Annotated in this window: 18 protein-coding genes; 1 reads left to right on the forward strand and 17 read right to left on the reverse strand. The window is 65.4% G+C overall.

Annotated features, from left to right (window positions below; genetic code table 11):
- The 4 genes from V9L18_RS18345 to pyrR are packed head-to-tail and all read right to left on the reverse strand — an operon-like array spanning nt 1 to nt 3,444.
- Nucleotides 1-522: a PH-like domain-containing protein gene (locus tag V9L18_RS18345; protein WP_337348587.1), complete on the reverse strand. Its 522-nt coding sequence runs from the start codon at nt 520-522 to the stop codon at nt 1-3.
- Nucleotides 522-1,862: a dihydroorotase gene (locus V9L18_RS18350; RefSeq protein ID WP_337348588.1), complete on the reverse strand. Its 1,341-nt coding sequence runs from the start codon at nt 1,860-1,862 to the stop codon at nt 522-524. Before V9L18_RS18350 ends, V9L18_RS18345 begins: the two co-directional genes overlap by 1 nt.
- The gene (locus tag V9L18_RS18355; protein ID WP_337348589.1) at nt 1,862-2,860 is read right to left on the reverse strand and encodes an aspartate carbamoyltransferase catalytic subunit; all 999 of its coding nucleotides are present in this window, start codon (nt 2,858-2,860) and stop codon (nt 1,862-1,864) included. Before V9L18_RS18355 ends, V9L18_RS18350 begins: the two co-directional genes overlap by 1 nt.
- The gene (pyrR, locus tag V9L18_RS18360; RefSeq protein WP_337348590.1) at nt 2,857-3,444 is read right to left on the reverse strand and encodes a bifunctional pyr operon transcriptional regulator/uracil phosphoribosyltransferase PyrR; all 588 of its coding nucleotides are present in this window, start codon (nt 3,442-3,444) and stop codon (nt 2,857-2,859) included. The genes V9L18_RS18355 and pyrR overlap by 4 nt, the downstream gene beginning before the upstream one ends.
- A 202-nt stretch (nt 3,445-3,646) precedes the next feature.
- On the opposite strand from pyrR, the gene V9L18_RS18365 reads away from it, so the two are divergent.
- Nucleotides 3,647-4,918 (forward strand): PrsW family intramembrane metalloprotease, encoded by a 1,272-nt coding sequence (locus V9L18_RS18365; protein ID WP_337348591.1) that lies wholly within the window; start codon nt 3,647-3,649, stop codon nt 4,916-4,918.
- 107 nt (nt 4,919-5,025) lie between these two features.
- On the opposite strand, the gene nusB is transcribed toward V9L18_RS18365, so the two are convergent.
- The 13 genes from nusB to rpsD all read right to left on the reverse strand — a co-directional run bounded on the left by nusB (nt 5,026) and on the right by rpsD (nt 16,971).
- On the reverse strand, nt 5,026-5,436 hold the full coding sequence (nusB, locus tag V9L18_RS18370; protein WP_337348592.1) for a transcription antitermination factor NusB: 411 nt from the start codon (nt 5,434-5,436) through the stop codon (nt 5,026-5,028).
- Nucleotides 5,436-5,999: an elongation factor P gene (efp, locus tag V9L18_RS18375; protein WP_337348593.1), complete on the reverse strand. Its 564-nt coding sequence runs from the start codon at nt 5,997-5,999 to the stop codon at nt 5,436-5,438. The genes nusB and efp overlap by 1 nt, the downstream gene beginning before the upstream one ends.
- A 164-nt stretch (nt 6,000-6,163) precedes the next feature.
- Nucleotides 6,164-6,682, reverse strand: coding sequence for a tetratricopeptide repeat protein (locus V9L18_RS18380; protein ID WP_337348594.1), 519 nt, complete (start codon nt 6,680-6,682; stop codon nt 6,164-6,166).
- Entirely contained in the window at nt 6,682-7,773 is a 1,092-nt protein-coding gene (gene aroB, locus V9L18_RS18385) for a 3-dehydroquinate synthase (RefSeq protein WP_337348595.1), read from the reverse strand. Before aroB ends, V9L18_RS18380 begins: the two co-directional genes overlap by 1 nt.
- Nucleotides 7,770-8,279: a shikimate kinase gene (locus tag V9L18_RS18390; RefSeq protein ID WP_337348626.1), complete on the reverse strand. Its 510-nt coding sequence runs from the start codon at nt 8,277-8,279 to the stop codon at nt 7,770-7,772. Before V9L18_RS18390 ends, aroB begins: the two co-directional genes overlap by 4 nt.
- Nucleotides 8,280-8,338: 59 nt before the next feature.
- Nucleotides 8,339-9,538: a chorismate synthase gene (aroC, locus tag V9L18_RS18395; RefSeq protein ID WP_337348596.1), complete on the reverse strand. Its 1,200-nt coding sequence runs from the start codon at nt 9,536-9,538 to the stop codon at nt 8,339-8,341.
- Nucleotides 9,539-9,564: 26 nt separating this feature from the next.
- Complete coding sequence (locus tag V9L18_RS18400) at nt 9,565-10,425, reverse strand: shikimate dehydrogenase (protein WP_337348597.1); 861 nt, start codon at nt 10,423-10,425, stop codon at nt 9,565-9,567.
- A complete protein-coding gene (mltG, locus tag V9L18_RS18405) occupies nt 10,422-12,182 on the reverse strand; it encodes an endolytic transglycosylase MltG (RefSeq protein ID WP_337348598.1) in 1,761 nt (586 codons plus the stop codon). The genes V9L18_RS18400 and mltG overlap by 4 nt, the downstream gene beginning before the upstream one ends.
- Entirely contained in the window at nt 12,179-12,778 is a 600-nt protein-coding gene (gene ruvX, locus V9L18_RS18410) for a Holliday junction resolvase RuvX (protein WP_337348599.1), read from the reverse strand. Before ruvX ends, mltG begins: the two co-directional genes overlap by 4 nt.
- Nucleotides 12,779-12,785: 7 nt before the next feature.
- Nucleotides 12,786-15,464: an alanine--tRNA ligase gene (gene alaS, locus V9L18_RS18415; protein WP_337348600.1), complete on the reverse strand. Its 2,679-nt coding sequence runs from the start codon at nt 15,462-15,464 to the stop codon at nt 12,786-12,788.
- A gap of 113 nt (nt 15,465-15,577) precedes the next feature.
- Nucleotides 15,578-15,808, reverse strand: a complete 231-nt coding sequence (locus V9L18_RS18420) for a hypothetical protein (RefSeq protein WP_207307738.1) — start codon at nt 15,806-15,808, stop codon at nt 15,578-15,580.
- A gap of 16 nt (nt 15,809-15,824) precedes the next feature.
- The gene (locus V9L18_RS18425; protein ID WP_066291665.1) at nt 15,825-16,199 is read right to left on the reverse strand and encodes a DUF948 domain-containing protein; all 375 of its coding nucleotides are present in this window, start codon (nt 16,197-16,199) and stop codon (nt 15,825-15,827) included.
- Nucleotides 16,200-16,344: 145 nt separating this feature from the next.
- Nucleotides 16,345-16,971 carry a 30S ribosomal protein S4 gene (rpsD, locus tag V9L18_RS18430; RefSeq protein WP_066291666.1) on the reverse strand — a complete coding sequence of 209 codons (627 nt, stop codon included), beginning with the start codon at nt 16,969-16,971 and terminating at the stop codon, nt 16,345-16,347.
- Between the last annotated feature and the right edge of the window lie 28 nt (nt 16,972-16,999).

A 16,999-nucleotide genomic window follows, 5' to 3' on the forward strand; every position in this document is an offset into this window, starting at 1 on the left:
TTACTTTCCACTCTGGGGATCAGCCTGGGGGGCCGCGGAGATCAATTGCTGAAGGGATTCGAAAAGGGCTGTTTTGTCTGCGGCGCGGCGGGTACGGAAGCCGGTGTCCAGCTCATGGGAGCCCAGCCTCCAGCTGAGAACCAGGAGGCCGTCCTTTTCCACGAACTTGCCGGCCATGCCGCTGTCCTGCCGCACGCCCGTGAGGTCCGCGGCCGGAATGTAGACCGCCGGCGCCCCGGACCGGTCAAAAAGCACACCATGGGCGTAGACCGAGAGGGTCGCGTTGGTCCGGATGCCCAGCCCGTGCACGGCGATCCGGTCCAGCCAGTCCCCCGCGGTGGTTGATGCGACGTACTGGCCTTCCGCTACCTCGAGAGCCGTTCCGGGTGCCTCGGGCACTGCAGGTAACTGCTCGACGTCGGCCTGCCGCTTGAGGCGGTTCCGCCACCCGGTCCAGATCATCAGCAGGACCACGGCGATGATCGCCACCGTGATGATGCCGGTGAGGAGCTTGGTGTCCATCAGGAGACGCCCGCCACTTCGCGGTAGGGGGTGTTGAGCTGGCCGTCCAGGACGGTGGGGTGCCCTTTGTAGAACGTGGCCACCACCTTGCCAGGCAGTTCCAGGCCGGCAAACGGCGAGTTGCGGCCCATGGTTGCCATCTTGGCGGGGTCGACGGTCCAGCGGGCGTTGGGGTCCACCAGGATGAGGTTGGCGGGCTCGCCAGCCTCGAGGGGGCGGCCTTGGTCCGCCAGCCGGCCGATCTGTGCTGCGGCCGTGGAGGTCACCCGGGCGAAGTCGGCCCAGGTCATCAGTCCGGTTTCGATCATGGTGTGCTGGACCACGGACAGCGCGGTTTCCAGCCCGGTCATGCCCATCGCGGCCTGCGCCCACTCGCACTCCTTGTGCTCGCTGGGGTGGGGGGCGTGGTCGGTGCCCACGACGTCGATGGTGCCATCGGCGAGGCCGGCGCGCAGTGCCTGTACGTCCGCGTCGGTCCGCAGCGGCGGGTTGACCTTGTAGACGGGGTTATAGCTGCGGACGAGGTCGTCAGTGAGCAGGAGGTGGTGCGGGGTGACCTCGGCGGTGACGTTGATGCCGCGCTCCTTGGCCCAGCGGATGATCTCCACAGAACCGGCGGTGGATACGTGGCAGACGTGGAGGCGCGAGTTCACGTGCTGGGCGAGCAGGACGTCGCGTGCAATGATGCTCTCCTCGGCGACCGCTGGCCAGCCGGTAAGTCCGAGGACGGCGGAAACTTCGCCCTCGTTCATCTGGGCACCGGCGGTGAGGCGCGGCTCCTGCGCATGCTGGGCCACGACGCCGTCGAACGCCTTGACGTATTCGAGGGCCCTGCGCATCAGGACAGGATCGTGGACGCAGATGCCGTCGTCGGAGAACATGCGGACGCGGGCGCGGGAGTCGGCCATGGCACCGAGCTCGGCCAACTGCTCCCCCGCCAGGCCGACAGTGACTGCGCCGACCGGACGGACATCCACCCAGCCGGCGGCGCGGCCCAGGCTGTAGACCTGCTCCACTACTCCGGCGGTATCCGCCACGGGGGTGCTGTTGGCCATGGCGTGCACGGCGGTGTAGCCGCCAAGGGCGGCCGCGCGGGTACCCGTTTCGACGGTCTCGGCGTCCTCGCGGCCGGGTTCGCGCAGGTGCGTGTGGACGTCCACCATGCCGGGCAGCGCCACCAGGCCCGCTGCCTCAATGACGGTGGCATCGTCGGCGTCGGCGTGCGTGGCTGCGCCGGTTCCCCGGACTGCGATGACGCCGTCGCGGATAAGGAGGTCCTCGGCGCCGGCGCCCAGTACCGCTGCGCCACGTATCAGGTAGGTTCCGTTATTCTCTGCCATCAGTTGCTCTCCTTAGTGGGGGTGGCGGCTGGTTCGCGGGTATCCCCGGAGAGCAGCAGGTACAGGGCGGCCATCCGGACGGAGACGCCGTTCTTCACCTGCGACAGCACGGTGGAGCGGGGCGAATCCGCGGCGGCTGCGGAAATTTCCAGGCCACGGTTCATGGGGCCGGGGTGCATGATGATCGTGTCTTTGAGCCCCAGGCTGTCCAGGGCACGGAGCCGGTTGTCGTCGAAACCCCAGCGGCGGGAGTATTCGCGGGTGGAGGGGAAGAACGAGGCGTTCATCCGCTCGCCCTGCACGCGCAGCATCATGACGGCGTCCACTCCCTGTTCAAGGGTTTCATCCATGTTGTAGCTGACCTTGCACGGCCACTGTTCGACGCCGATGGGCAGCAGGGTGGGCGGGGCTACGAGCGTAACTTCCGCGCCGAGCGTGCGGAGCAGCCAGACGTTGGAGCGGGCTACACGGGAGTGCAGGACGTCTCCGGCAATGGCGACGCGCATGCCCGACAGGTCCGCGCCGATGGATCCGGTGCCGGCGAGCTTCGCCCAGTGACGGCGCATGGTGAAGGCATCCAGGAGTGCCTGGGTGGGGTGTTCGTGGGTGCCGTCCCCGGCGTTGATGACGGCGGCGTCGATCCAGTCGGTGGCTGCCAGGCGGTGGGGCGCACCGGAAGCCCAGTGGCGGATTACTACGGCGTCCGCTCCCATGGCGGCCAGTGTCTGGGCTGTGTCCTTGAGGGACTCACCCTTGGAGACTGAAGACCCCTTGGCCGCGAAGTTGATGACGTCGGCGGACAACCGCTTGGCGGCCGCTTCGAAGGAGATCCTGGTGCGGGTGGAGTCTTCGAAGAAGAGGTTCACTACGGTGCGGCCACGCAGGGCCGGGAGCTTCTTGACCTCACGGTCCCCCACGGCGGCCATTTCTTCGGCGGTGTCGAGGATGCGGATGGCGTTGGACAGGCTCAGGTCTTCGGTTGAGAGGAGGTGTTTCACGCGCCGCCCTCGATAACCACTTCGTTGACCGTGGACCCGTCGGGGGAAGTATCGGTTTCCTCAAGGCGGACCCGGACCTTCTCGGCGGAGGACGTGGGCAGGTTCTTTCCCACGTGGTCGGCCCTGATGGGAAGCTCGCGGTGGCCACGGTCGATCAGCACGGCGAGCCGGACGATCCGTGGACGGCCGAGGTCGATGATGGCGTCCAAGGCGGCACGGATGGTGCGGCCGGAGTACAACACGTCATCGATGAGCACCACGACCTTGTTGTCGATCCCCGTGCGCGGGAGTTGGGTGGGATAGGGAGGCCTGGTGGGCTGGTGGGAGAGGTCGTCGCGGAACATGGTGACGTCCAATTGTCCGACGATCGCGGCGGCGTCAACGGTGGGGTCAGCGGCAGCAATCTTGCGGGCCAGCCGGAGTGCCAGCGGATAGCCGCGCCGCGGAATGCCCAGCAGCACCAGGTCCTTGGAGCCTTTGTTGGCCTCGAGGATCTCATGGGCGATACGAGTGAGGGCGCGGTCAATGTCTGCCTGGTTGAGGACAACCCTGGCTGGAACCGGTGCGCTTGTGACAGAAGTCAACGCTCGTCTCCCCTTTCCCCGCCTCACAGGACGGAATTAAAAGAAGGATTATTTGCGTTCCAAAATTACCACACGGCGCGGTGCGGTCCCTTGCCGGAGGAGCGCGTTAATGGTCACATCCGGGCCCCACCCCTGCGTTGCGCCTTGCCACACCGCAAGCTGCGCCTTTGGAGCCATGATGGACGCACCATAGGCTTTCCTTATGTCGATGCACCCCCATCACCGTCCCGGCCAGCCAGGACCCTCCGGACCGCAGGGACCTCTTCCCAGCCAGGCGAACCCCAGTTGGATGGGCCACGTCCAGCCGGAGTACTACCGGCCGGTGCCGGGCAATGCAGGCGGCCCGGTCCATTCCGTGGTCCAGCCGGTCGCCCAGGGCCGGCAGGGCCCGGTCGCTCCCCCGAGCCGTGCGGGCCTGCTGGTACTGATGATCGGCGGCGGTGCCCTGGCATTCCTCAGCCTGTTCCTGGTGGTTCCGTTCCTCCTAGCCAACACGGGAACCGCCGGGTTCATGGTGGGTTTCATCGCCTCGCTGCTCCCGCTGTCCGCGGTGCTCCTGACAGTCCACGTGATCGACCGGTGGGAGCCGGAACCAAAAAGACTCCTGTTCTTTGCGTTCACTTGGGGCGCCGCAGTATCGATCGCCGTCACGCTGCTCGTCCAGCCGTTCTTTGCGCTCACCTACCAGTTTTCCGACGAACCCGACATCCAGACGTACATGGCCACTGTCCAGGCACCGGTCGTTGAGGAATTCGCCAAGTCCCTCGGGCTGCTGTTGCTGCTGCTGATGGCGCGCAGGCACTTCGACGGACCGGTTGACGGGGTGGTCTTCGCGTTCACGATTGCCGGAGGATTCGCGTTCACGGAGAACATCCTGTACTTCGGCCGGGCCATCGCAGAGTCTGCCAGCCCCGCCACCGACCTGGCCCAGATCTTCCTCCTGCGCGGGGTAATGTCACCGTTCGCCCACGCCATCTTCACCGGAACAACCGGCCTCATCATGGGGTTTGCAGCCCGGCGTTGGCACACGGGCGCGTCGGTTGCGGCGTTTGTGGTGGGCCTGCTTCCAGCGATGTTCCTGCACAACCGGTGGAACAGCATGGGCCAGGGCTTCCTCGCGGACTACATCCTCATCCAGGTGCCCATCTTTGTGCTGTTCATTGGCGTGGTCATCCTGCTGCGCGTCGCCGAAAACCGCCTCACCCGGCAGCGGTTGCTGGAGTATGCCGCGGCAGGTTGGTTCACGCCTGCCGAAGTCGACCTCCTCGCCACGCCAGGCGGCAGGCGCACTGCACTCAGTTGGGCTGCCGGCTACAACCGGCGGCCGCAGATGAAGGCCTTCGTGAAGGCAGTCACGCAGCTCGCCTTCACCCGGCAGCGCATCCTGAGCGGCCGCGACGTGGCGCTGCACCAGGCTGAAGAACGCGATCAGCTGCACCGGATCCTGGCCCTGCGGGCCGCCGTCGCCGGCTGACGGCACCGGCTGGCAGCAAAGCGCGTGCGCTGCCAGCCGGGAAAACGCACAAGGGGCCGGCGTCCGCCAGATGGCGGACGCCGGCCCCTTGGGGATGGACGTGCGGACTAAGCCAGCAGCGAAGGCTTCAGCTGCTGCAGGCGTCCAAGGAGTCCGTTAATGAACGACGGCGACTCGTCGGTTGACAGCGTCTTGGCCAGCGCCACGGCCTCACTGACAGCCACGCCGTCGGGGACGTCGTCGTTGTACAGCAGCTCCCAGGTGCCGATGCGCAAGATGATGCGGTCCACCGAGGGCATGCGCTCCAGGGTCCAGCCCTGTGAGTAGGTCTCCAGGAACTCGTCGATGGCGGTCTGCTGTGAGACCACGCCTTCAACTATTTCCAGGGTGTACGGGTTGACGATCTGGTCCGTGTTTTCCCGCCGGGCCCGGAGGACATCAAAAGCGGAGACCGAGCGTTGCTCAGCTTCGAAAAGAACGTCCAGCGCCCTGTTACGGGCTTTACCGCGTGCGCTCACTACTCGCTGACCCGGCCGAGGTAGCTGCCGTCGCGGGTGTCGACCTTGACCTTCGTGTTGTTCTCGACGAAGAGCGGAACCTGGATCTCGTAGCCGGTTTCGAGCGTGGCGGGCTTGGTGCCCGCGGAGGAGCGGTCGCCCTGCAGGCCCGGCTCGGTGTAGGTGATTTCCAGGACAACGCTGGGGGGAAGTTCAATGTAGAGCGGGGTGCCCTCGTGGATGGCGATGTTGACCATCTGGTTTTCCAGCATGAAGTTGGTGGCGTCGCCTACCGTTGCTCCGGAAACGGTGATTTGGTCGAAGTCGGAGGTGTCCATGAACACGAAGTCCGCGCCGTCCTGGTACAGGTACTGGTAATCGCGGCGGTCAACCGTGGCGGTCTCGATCTTGAGGCCGGCGTTGAAGGTCTTGTCCACAACCTTGCCGGACATCACGTTGCGCATCTTGGTCCGAACGAACGCACCACCCTTGCCAGGCTTGACGTGCTGGAATTCGATGATGTTCCAGAGCTGGCCCTCAAGCTTGAGGACCGTTCCGTTCTTGATGTCGTTAGTGGTTGCCACTGATTTCCTCTGGTTTCTATCTGCCTGGGCGGTCAGACGTATCTATGCCGGCCAGCATGCCAATCGGCCCGCCAGCGCGTGTTTGTCAAAAATCCAAGAACCATTCTACCGGTAAATCCGGCGCGGCTTCGGTCAGGGACGTCCGGGCCGCTGGCGGGCTACTCTCAGCAGGCCAGTTCGAGTACGTCGCGGGCCCGCTGGAGTGCCACGGTGGAAGAGTAGATCAGGGCGGCGTCGGCCGACTGGGCAACCCGCAGGTCCAGTGCCCGGGCGAATGACTCAACAGCGGCGGAGGTCTGGCCGGCCGTGTACTGCGTTTTGCCGAGGAACTGCAGGACCAAAGCCTCACGGGGCGTTCCCTGGACCTCGGCGAGCAGCTGCCGGAACAGCTCCACGGCCCGGTCCAGGCGGTTGGAAACCCGCAGGACCTCGGCTTCGAAAGCCCTCAACCTGAACGATTCGGGATCCCTGAAGCGGGCTTCAGCCAACAGTTCGGCCGCTTCCGGGCCATGGCCTTCCACCAGCAGCACAAAAATGTGGTCGGCGGGGTCGGTGGACACTGCCAAGGCATCCCGGCAGACGTCCTCGTTCACGATCTCCGGCAGCAGGGATTCCGGGTTGATGCGAATCCCGGGGAAGCCGGCCTCCGGCCAGTCGCTGGTGCCTTCAAGGTCGCCCTGCATCAGGAAGCAATTTCCTGGTAGGCGGCGAACAGCAGAGAGGTGTCCGGGACATCGAGGATGCCAGGCTTGGCCACGCCGTCAAGGACAACGAAGCGCAGGAGGTCTCCGCGGGACTTCTTGTCCCTGCGCATGCCATCCAGGAGGCCCTGCCACCGGTCCCGGCGGTAGGTGACGGGCAGGCCGAGTGTCTCGAGGATGCTGCGGTGGCGGTCGGCGTCGGCGTCGCTGAGGCGACCTACGCTGCGGGCCAGCTCAGCGGCGAACATCATGCCGACCGACACTGCCGCGCCGTGGCGCCACGAGTAACGCTCCACGAGTTCGATGGCGTGGCCCAGGGTGTGGCCGTAGTTGAGGATTTCGCGCAGCCCGGATTCCTTAAGGTCCTCCGAAACAACCTTTGCCTTGACAGCGATGGCCCGCTCAATAAGTTCCCGCAGTACGGCGGACTGCGGATCCACCACCGCTTCAGGATCTTTCTCCACGAGGTCCAGGATGGCCGGATCGGCGATGAAACCGCATTTGACCACCTCCGCCATGCCGGAAACCAGCTCGTTTCGCGGCAGCGTGTTCAGGGTGTCCAGATCCACCAGCACCCCTGCGGGCGGATGGAAGGCGCCCACCAGGTTTTTGCCCTCTGCCGTGTTGATGCCGGTTTTACCCCCTACGGAGGCGTCCACCATTCCCAGCAGGCTGGTGGGCATGTGGATGACTTTGACGCCCCTGAGCCACGTGGCGGCCACAAAGCCGGCGAGGTCAGTCACGGCGCCTCCGCCCACGGCGACGATGGCATCAGAGCGGGTGAAGTCGTTCTGGCCCAGTACCTGCCAGCAGAAAGCCGCCACCTGGATGTGCTTGCCTTCCTCGGCATCCGGGATCTCTGCGGTCAGCGAGGTGAACCCGGCGGCGGCGAGTTCGTCCCGCACGGTGTCACCCGTGAGCCGCAGCGCCCGGGGGTGGATGACCAACACACGCCGGACCCGCTCACCCAGGAGTTCCGGAAGGCTGCCGAGCAGGCCCCGGCCGACCACGACGTCGTAGTTCTGGGCAGCCGATTCTCCGGTGACCTTGATAACTGTTGATTCGACGCTCACTTTTCAACTTCCTGTTTGGCAGCTGCGAATTCCCGCAGCGCAACTTCGAGCCGGCGCCCGATTTCGGCGATGGAGCCCTCACGGACGTCCAGAACCACGTCTGCCAGCCGTTCGTAGACCGGCTTCCTGGCGGCGAACATCGAGATCCACTTTCCCATGGCATCGCCGGCGAGCAAGGGACGGCCGGAATTGCGGGCAATGCGGCTGGCCACGGTCTCCGCGTCACATTCCAGGTAGACCACGGTGCAGCTTTCCAGCAGCTGCTGGGTTCCGGAATCCAGGACGGCGCCGCCCCCCAGCGAGATCACTGTTGCGGTGCCGGAGGCCTGTTCCACGACGCTGGCCACGGTCCGGGCTTCGATTTCCCGGAAGGCACGCTCGCCCCGTCCGGCAAAGATGTCAGCGATGGACCCATGGTTGCCCACGATCACGACGTCGGTATCCACAAACGGCGCCCCCAGCTGTTGCGCCAGTTGGTAGCCGATGGCGGACTTTCCGACAGCCATGGGGCCGATCAGGACAATGGGCCTGGCGTCCGCCGCATGTGGTTTGCTGCGGTGGGGCACTAGTGGCCGATCGAGTCCAGGGACGCCGGAATGTTGTCCAGGTAACCCTTGATGTTGCGCTTCGTTTCGGCCACGGAATCGCCGCCAAACTTTTCGGTGACGGCCTCGGCAAGGACCAGTGCCACCATGGCTTCGGCCACAACGCCAGCGGCGGGCACGGCACAGACGTCCGAGCGCTGGTGGTGTGCCTTGGCAGCCTCGCCGGTGCTGACGTCGATGGTCTTCAGGGCACGGGGAACCGTGGCAATGGGCTTCATCGCCGCACGGACGCGCAGCACGTCGCCGATGCTCATGCCGCCTTCGATGCCGCCAGCACGGTTGGATGTGCGGATGATCTTGCCGTCTGCGTCCTTGACGATCTCGTCATGGGCAGCGGAGCCTCGGCGTGCTGCCGTGAGGAAACCGTCGCCGACTTCCACGCCTTTGATGGCCTGGATACCCATGAGGGCAGCGGCCAGCCGGGAGTCGAGCCGACGGTCCCAGTGGACGTAGCTGCCGAGCCCCGGCGGCAGGCCGTAGGCGAGTACCTCAACCACGCCGCCGAGGGTTTCGCCTTCCTTGTGCGCCGCATCGACTTCGGCAACCATGGCGTCTGAGGTCTCGCGGTCGAAGCAGCGCAGCGGGTCAGCGTCCAGGGCGATGACGTTGGCGGGTACGGGCAGCGGCCGGCCTTCGGGCACGGTCACACTGGCGATGGAAACGGTGTGGCTAACGAGCTCGATGCCGAGGTGCTTGAGGAACTGGGCAGCGACCGTGCCCATGGCAACGCGCGTGGCCGTTTCACGGGCGCTGGCACGTTCAAGCACGGGCCGCGCCTCGTCGAATCCGTACTTCTGCATGCCGGTGAAGTCGGCATGTCCGGGACGCGGGCGGGTAAGCGGCGCGTTGCGTGCCTGGTCGGCGAGTACATCCGGGTCTACGGGATCAGCGGACATGATCTGCTCCCATTTGGGCCATTCCGTGTTCCCCACCTGGATGGCGACCGGTCCGCCCTGGGTCAAGCCGTGCCGGACGCCGCCGAGGATGGTTACAACGTCCTGTTCAAACTTCATGCGTGCGCCACGGCCATAGCCGAGGCGGCGGCGAGCCAATGAATCAGCGATCTGCCCGCTGGTGAGTTCCACACCGGCGGGGACGCCTTCAATAATTCCCATCAGAGCCGGACCATGGGATTCACCGGCTGTCAACCAACGCAACATAATTTCCATCCTGCCATGTATGGCGCTCAGAACGCCCGTCGGGGGAGTCCGACTGCGTCACACATCACATCTATGACAGCTGCGTTAACTTCGTCCCCGAGCCGGGAAAAAAGCCGCACCTGTTCCACTGCCTGGTAGAGCAGCATCTCGAGCCCGGGGACTACCGAACCGCCGCCGGCCTGCCACGCCGAGGCAATCAGGCTTGGCCACGGATCGTAGGCCACGTCCAGCAGGACGCCGGTGGTCCGTGCACCGCTGGCGGCCAGTTCGCCGGCAAGTCCATCCGCCGCGCGGGGCGGCAATGTTGAAATAACGACGTCGGCAGCAGCCGCAGGTCCCGCGGCATCCGATAGGAGCCGCACGGCGAGGTCCATGCCGACGCCGGCTGCCGCAGCACGTGCCTCCTGCACCCTGGAGGCGTCACGGACGAACAGCTGCACCGAGCCGGAGCCCAGTTGCTTCAGGGCTGCCACGGCGGCGGCCGCGGTGCCGCCTCCGCCGAGGATCACCGCGGAGGGTGCCGGCTGGGCACCCGCATTTCGGACGGCGTTAACAATTCCGGCGACATCCGTGTTGTAGGCGACACGGCGGACGCTGCCACCTGCCTCTTCGAACGCAACGGTGTTGACCACCCCCAGGATTTTCCCGATGCCGCGGACTTCGTCAACTTCCTGCAGCATTGCCGTCTTCAACGGCATGGTCACGGAAAGTCCGCGCCACCCCTCCTGCGACCTGATCTCCTGCATGAAGCCAGGCAGCGTGCGCTCTGTGAGGTCCACGGCCGTGTAGCTGATGTCGATGCCCAGCTTTGCGTATGCCGCGGTGTGCAGGGCCGGTGACTTCGAGTGGCTGATCGGGTGACCCAGGACGGCAGCCCGCAGGCTCATGCGCAGCGGCCTACGTGGGCTTCACACCAGGTGTTGTACTGGTCCACGTACACGTTGTGCTCCGCCAGGGTCTTGGAGAACTTGGTCTCCTTGGTGTCCAGGTTGATGGTCACCCAGTACAGGTAGTCATTGGCCTTGGGCTTCGCAGCCGCATCAATGGCCGTCTTGCCGGGCGAGCCGATGGGTCCCGGCGGCAGACCGGGGTTGGCGTAGGTGTTGTACGGGTTGGACTTGTCCTGGCGTTCTTCATCCGTGAAGTTGAAGCTCTTCGTGCCCAAGCCGTAGGTCACGGCCGAGTCGACCTGGAGGTACCCGTTGGTCTGGTCGTTGGGCTTGAGCCGGTTGTAGATGGCACCTGCGACGTCCCTGTACTCGGCCTGGCCGCCCTCCGCCTGAACGATGCTGGCGACGATCACGGCCTCGTATTGCTTGGCGGGATCTGTAATGCCCTGCGCCACGAGTTCGTCCACCGTGGTCTTTACCAGGGACTGCAGGATGTCCTTGACCGGCGTGCCCAGCGGGAAGCGATACTCACCGGGAGCGAGGAAGCCCTCAAGGTTCTTGGCGTTGGCCGGCAGGCCGAACTCCGCCGGTTTGTTGCTCAGGGCGGTCAGCTGTTCCAAGGGGACGCCGGATCCCTCAGAGATGGCCTGCAGCGATTCGCCGATCCTCAGACCGGCGCTCAAGGCAAAGTAGATGACCTTGCTCTTGTCCTGGCCCAACAGGACATTGACGGCGTCTGCGTTTTTCATCTCCATTTTGAAGGTGTAGTCGCCCGGGGACAGGGTTCCGCCCGAGGCCATGAAGGCCTGAAGGAAGGTGTCCGCGTTGGCCACCACCTTTTCGCTTTCCAGCTTGCTGGCCATGGACCGGGTACCTTCTCCGGGTTCCACGGACACCACAACCTCGCCAGTGCCGGGACCGGGGAAATCGCTGGGCTTGTCGGTTCCGAGCAGCGGCTTGAGGAACTGGGCCCCCACCGCCACCGCGGTCACAAACACAGCCAGCGTCAGGAACAGCGCGAGGAGGCGGCGCCGGCGCCGCACTTTCTTGGAAGGACGGGGCACTACTGCAACTGCCGAAGCGCCGCCGAGCAGGCCGGCGTCGTGATGGTCATCCGGATGGTAATGCCCGTCGTGGTGAGTCTCGTCGTGGTGAGCGTTCTCATAATGCGCGTCCTCATAGTGCGCGTCCTCATAGTGCACAGCCTCATGATGGCCGTCGTCGTAGTGGTCGGTGTGGTCAGCGCCGACGTAGCTGTGGTCTGTGTGGTGCTGGCCATCCACGTGGTGGGCGGCACCAACGTAGTGCTCTTGGGCGACGTGAAGCCCATGATGGGCGTCCGCGGACGGGATCTCTTCATGCAGTTCCCCTGCCGGCGTCGGCTCCCCCTGCTGGATAGCCGGCGGGGTGTCGGGCGCGGCCGGAACGAGGGGTGTGCCCTCGGGTTCGGCTGGAATGATTGGCGCCGCTTTTGTCTCGGGCGCTGCAGCAGGCACGGAACTGGAAGCCGGCGGGACGTCCGGCACGGCCGGGACCGCTGGAGGGGCTGCAGGTTCGGGCGGGACCGGGGCGGCGTTGTGGCCGTTGCCCCCGTCAAGGTAGTCGAACCCGGTTTCGTAGGCCTGCTCCGGAACAACATTGTTGCTTTCCGTGTGCAGGGACTTCTCCAGCGCGCGGAGTTCCTTGCGGGTCAGCTGCCTGGCCGCACCGTCGCTGGTGGTGCCGGGGGTGTCATCAATGTTGGCCGGGCTCACAGTAGCCTTCCGTTTTCTGAAGATCGAGTCTTGTCCTCCGGGACCGCAGGCGCAGGCGTACTCGCTGCCCCGTCCCCGGATAGCCCCGGACGGGCTGCCGCATTCACGCGGCTGCCGACGTCCGTCCCCCTGGCTTTTTGCATGTCGATGGCGTGCTGGAGAATTCCGGCCGCCGCAACCTGATCCACCACTTTACGGTGGTTGCGGCTGCTCATGCCAGCTTCGTGCAGGTTGCGGTGGGCCGTCACGCTGCTCAGGCGTTCGTCCACGAGGCACACGGGGACGTCCAGACCCCGGCTTTCCAGCTCACCGGCCAGCAGCTCCGCGTAGTCCGTCGCCATCCGCGCGGAGGCGTGCTCCTCCCCCTTCATGGTGCGGGGAAGCCCCACAATGACCTGGACAGCCCCGAGTTCCTCAACGAGCGCCGCAATGACGCGGACATCCGAGTTCTTCTTCGGGTTACGGTCCAACGTCTTGTAGGGCGTTGCCAGGATGCCGTCGCGGTCACAGAGAGCCACGCCGACGCGGACGGTGCCCACGTCCACCCCCAGTTTGATGCCCTGGGGGTAGGCGCGGGATTCTGCAGGACTGGTCATGGAGTGCTTATCGCCGGGAAATCGCGTCCACAACGGCCGCAAGTGCCGGTGCAACCTGGCTTGCGTCCGTGCCGCCGCCCTGGGCCACATCGTCTTTGCCGCCGCCGCCACCACCCAGGATCCCGGCAGCAAGACGCACCAGGGCGCCCGCCTTGACCCCTGCCTCGCGGGCTGCTTCATTGGTGGCCACCAGGATCATGGGCCGGCCGTTGGTGACACCGGCAACAGCCACCGTGGACGCGGCGGAGCCGAGGCGGTTCCGCAGGTCCAGGGCCAGGCCGCGGAGGTCGTCCGCGCCGCTGACCTCGCCGGCGTCGTGGGCGATGACGCTGACGCCGGCGGCATCCTTCGCGGTTCCGGCAATCTGGCCGGCGGCGGCCGCGAGCTGTTCCTTGCGGAGCCGTTCCAGTTCCTTTTCGGCATTCTTGAGCTTCGCCAGGGTCACCGCGATCCGGTCTGCCAGCTGGCCGGACGGGACTTTCAGCATCTCGGTCAATTCCGTCACCAGCGCGCGCTCGGCGGCCAAGTGACGGAAGGCGTCCATGCCCACAAAAGCTTCGACGCGGCGGTTTCCTGAACCGACTGACTGCTCGCCCAGCAACGACAGGCTGCCGATCAGGGACGTGTTGGAGACGTGCGTGCCGCCGCAGAGTTCACGGGACCACGCGCCGTCGATCTCCACCACGCGGACTTCGCTGCCGTAATTCTCGCCAAACAGTGCCATGGCGCCCAGCGCCTTGGCCTCTGCGAGCCCCATGACCTTGGTCTCTACCCGGAAGTTGTTGCGGATGGCCAGGTTTGAGACTTCCTCGATTTCCGAGCGCGTGGCGGTGCTGAGGCCCTCGCCCCAGGCGAAGTCAAAGCGCAGGTAGCCGGCCTTGTTGTAGGAACCGCGCTGGGTGGCTTCCGGGCCCAGGATCTGGTGCAGTGCAGCGTGGACAATGTGGGTGCCGGTGTGGGCCTGTTCCGCGGCGTGGCGCCGTTCCCGGTCGACGGCGGCGCGCACCAGGGCGTCGGAGGGGATCTCGCCTTCGCGGACGATCGCCTTATGGACGCTGAGTCCCTTCAGCGGACGCTGGACATCCAAGACCTCGACGACGAACCCGTCACCGGTGATCAGGCCCGTATCGGCGGCCTGGCCGCCAGCCTCGGCGTAGAACGGGGTCTCGGCGAGGACAAGCTCGATCTCATCCCCGGTAGAGGCCTGTGCCACTGCCCGGCCGCCGCTGAGGATGCCGCGTACGCGGGACTCGCCGTCGAGGTCGGTGTAGCCCGTGAAGACGGTCTCACCCTGGGCCAGGAGTTCCTGGAAGGCGCTGAGGTCGGCGTGACCGCCTTTCTTGCCCTTGGCGTCGGCCTGGGCGCGCTGACGCTGTTCCAGCATCAGCCTGCGGAATTCAGGCTCATCAACCCGGAGTCCAGCCTCTTCAGCCATTTCCAAGGTGAGGTCGATGGGGAAGCCATAGGTGTCGTGGAGCGCGAAGGCATCGGCACCGGACAGCGGCTTGCCGGCGGCCTTCGAGACGGTCACGGCGTCCTCGAGCCGGGCGGTGCCGGATGCGATGGTGCGGAGGAAGGCTTTCTCCTCGGCGTAGGCGATCCTGCTGATCCGGGCGAAGTCCGTTTCCACCACGGGGTAGACACCCTTCATGGCGTCGCGTGAGGCGGGCAGGAGGTCCGGAAGGCAGGCCTTTTCAACGCCGAGCAGGCGCATGGACCGGACGGCACGGCGGATGAGGCGGCGCAGCACGTAGCCGCGGCCTTCATTCGATGGCGTCACGCCGTCGGCGATCAGCATCAGGGCTGAGCGGATGTGGTCACCCACAACGCGCATCCGGACGTCATCGGTGTGGTGCGGATCGTCGTCGGACTCGGCGGAAGTGTATTCCCGCCCGGAAAGCTCCGCTGCCTTGTCGATGACCGGACGGACCTGGTCGGTCTCGTACATGTTCTCGACGCCCTGCAGGATCATGGCCAGGCGTTCCATGCCCAGGCCGGTGTCGATGTTCTTCTTGGGCAGTTCACCCACGATGTCGAAGTCGTCCTTCGAACGGACGTTGTCGATCTGGTACTGCATAAATACCAGGTTCCAGATTTCGACGTAGCGGTTCTCGTCGGCGATCGGTCCGCCGTCGACGCCGTAGGCGGGGCCACGGTCGTAGTAGATCTCGGAGCAGGGGCCTGCGGGGCCGGGCTGCCCGGTGTGCCAGTAGTTGTCAGCCTTGCCCATGCGCTGGATGCGGTCAGCGGGGACGCCGGTGTTCTTGAGCCACAGGTCTTTGGCTTCGTCGTCCTCTTCGTAGACGGTCACCCACAGCAGTTCGGGCGGGAGGCCGTAGCCGCCGTCGGCCACGCTGGTGGTGAGCAGCTCCCAGGCGAACTTGATGGCGTCTTCCTTGAAGTAGTCGCCGAAGGAGAAGTTGCCGCACATCTGGAAGAAGGTGCCATGGCGTGCAGTTTTTCCCACTTCCTCGATGTCACCGGTGCGGATGCACTTCTGCACGCTCGTGGCACGGGCGTAGGGCGCTTCCTCCCGGGCCGTCAGGTACGGGATGAACGGGACCATGCCGGCCACCGTGAACAGCAGGGAGGGGTCGCTGGAGACCAGGGAGGCCGAAGGCACGGCGGTGTGGCCTTTGCTGACGAAAAAGTCGATCCAGCGCTTGGTGATCTCCTGCGACTTCATGAGCTGTCTACATACCCTTCTTGGTTCACGCGTTCTGCAGCGTGACAGTTTTGATTCAGTGGGCAGCCCGGCATACGGGACTGCTGATTAAATTCTCCGCCGGTTCCGGAGCGTCAGCGCCGGACCAGTTCCTGGGACTCGACGCCGAGCGCGGCTCGGAGGTCGGTCTCACGCTCGCGCATTCCGGCCCTCACGGCGTCCGCGAAATCGTAGACGCCGTCGGCCAGCCGGCCCACGGCGCGGTTCAGGCCAACCGGGCCCAGGTTGGCCTGGGCTTCGGTCACTTTGCGGAAGGCGATGACTCCGATAGCTACGCCGATTCCCATCCAGACAAGTCTTTTCATCAGTTTCTCCGGTGGTTTAGCGGCTGCGACGGCCGGCAGCGGGCTTCTTGCGGTTGGCAAAGGCGGAGCGCACACCGTAGCTGAATGCGGCCACCTTGATCAGCGGCGAACCGACGGTTGCCGCCATCAGGGACGACAGCGCGGAGAGGTTGGCGGAGGCGTCGGAAACGTTGGAGGCAATGCCATCCACCTTCTTCAGCTGCTGGTTGGTGGTGGACACTGTTGCCGTCACTTCGTCCATCAGCGGAGTGGCGCCGTCGCTGATAGCACGGATGGATGTGCGCACTTCGTCAAAAACCCGCCCGAGCTTCAGGATGGGCACCGCGAGCAGCAGCACCAGGAGTGCGAACACCCCGGCAGCGATCAGGCCGGCAATATCGCCACCAGACATAGACGTTCATCTCCTCAAAAGCTGTGTGGATCTTCTCCATCTGCCCGCGCACTTGCCGTGCGATCCGCAGATGTCCCCCAAGTACCTTACATACAAAGAAGCCCGCGGCGCTTGCCACGGGCTTCTTTGGATACGCTGCTGGGATTTAGCGTGCGTAGAATTCGACGACGAGCTGCTCTTCGCAGGTCACGGGGACCTCGGAGCGCTTCGGGCGGCGGACCAGGCGTGCCTGCAGGGCGTCAAGCTTGACGTCCAGGTAGGCCGGAACCTGGGGCAGGACGTCGCGGTGTGCGCCGGCTGCTGCAACCTGGAGCGGAACCATGGTTTCGCTGCGGCTGTGGACGTGGACCAGCTGGCCTTCGCCAACGCGGAACGACGGACGGTCAACGCGGACGCCGTCAACCATGATGTGGCGGTGCACAACGAGCTGGCGGGCCTGGGCGATGGTGCGGGCGAAGCCTGCACGCAGCACGAGGGCGTCAAGACGCATTTCGAGCAGTTCGATCAGGTTTTCACCGGTCAGGCCCTTGGTGCGGCGGGCTTCTTCGAAGGCGCGGGTCATCTGGGCTTCGCGGATGCCGTACTGGGCGCGCAGGCGCTGCTTTTCGCGCAGACGTACGGCGTAGTCGGAGTCCTGCTTCTTGCGGGCACGGCCATGCTCACCGGGGCCGTAAGGGCGGCGCTCCATGTACTTGGCGGCCTTGGGGGTCAGAGCGATGCCGAGTGCACGCGAAAGGCGTGCGGTACGGCGAGCACGAGTGTTGTTAGCCACTTGTGTCCTTCCAATATCTGCGGTGTGT

Origin of the sequence: Pseudarthrobacter sp. CCNWLW217 (assembly GCF_037203985.1) — a bacterium.
GTDB lineage: Bacteria > Actinomycetota > Actinomycetes > Actinomycetales > Micrococcaceae > Arthrobacter.

Bases quoted from the DNA above. Each gene is read 5' to 3' on its own strand.
- V9L18_RS18345 (WP_337348587.1), bottom strand. From the start codon at position 522: ATGGACACCAAGCTCCTCACCGGCATCATCACGGTGGCGATCATCGCC.
- V9L18_RS18350 (WP_337348588.1), bottom strand. From the start codon at position 1,862: ATGGCAGAGAATAACGGAACCTACCTGATACGTGGCGCAGCGGTACTG.
- V9L18_RS18365 (WP_337348591.1), top strand. From the start codon at position 3,647: ATGTCGATGCACCCCCATCACCGTCCCGGCCAGCCAGGACCCTCCGGA.
- V9L18_RS18380 (WP_337348594.1), bottom strand. From the start codon at position 6,682: ATGCAGGGCGACCTTGAAGGCACCAGCGACTGGCCGGAGGCCGGCTTC.
- V9L18_RS18390 (WP_337348626.1), bottom strand. From the start codon at position 8,279: ATGGCTGTCGGAAAGTCCGCCATCGGCTACCAACTGGCGCAACAGCTG.
- aroC (WP_337348596.1), bottom strand. From the start codon at position 9,538: ATGTTGCGTTGGTTGACAGCCGGTGAATCCCATGGTCCGGCTCTGATG.
- V9L18_RS18400 (WP_337348597.1), bottom strand. From the start codon at position 10,425: ATGAGCCTGCGGGCTGCCGTCCTGGGTCACCCGATCAGCCACTCGAAG.
- ruvX (WP_337348599.1), bottom strand. From the start codon at position 12,778: ATGACCAGTCCTGCAGAATCCCGCGCCTACCCCCAGGGCATCAAACTG.
- alaS (WP_337348600.1), bottom strand. From the start codon at position 15,464: ATGAAGTCGCAGGAGATCACCAAGCGCTGGATCGACTTTTTCGTCAGC.
- V9L18_RS18420 (WP_207307738.1), bottom strand. From the start codon at position 15,808: ATGAAAAGACTTGTCTGGATGGGAATCGGCGTAGCTATCGGAGTCATC.
- V9L18_RS18425 (WP_066291665.1), bottom strand. From the start codon at position 16,199: ATGTCTGGTGGCGATATTGCCGGCCTGATCGCTGCCGGGGTGTTCGCA.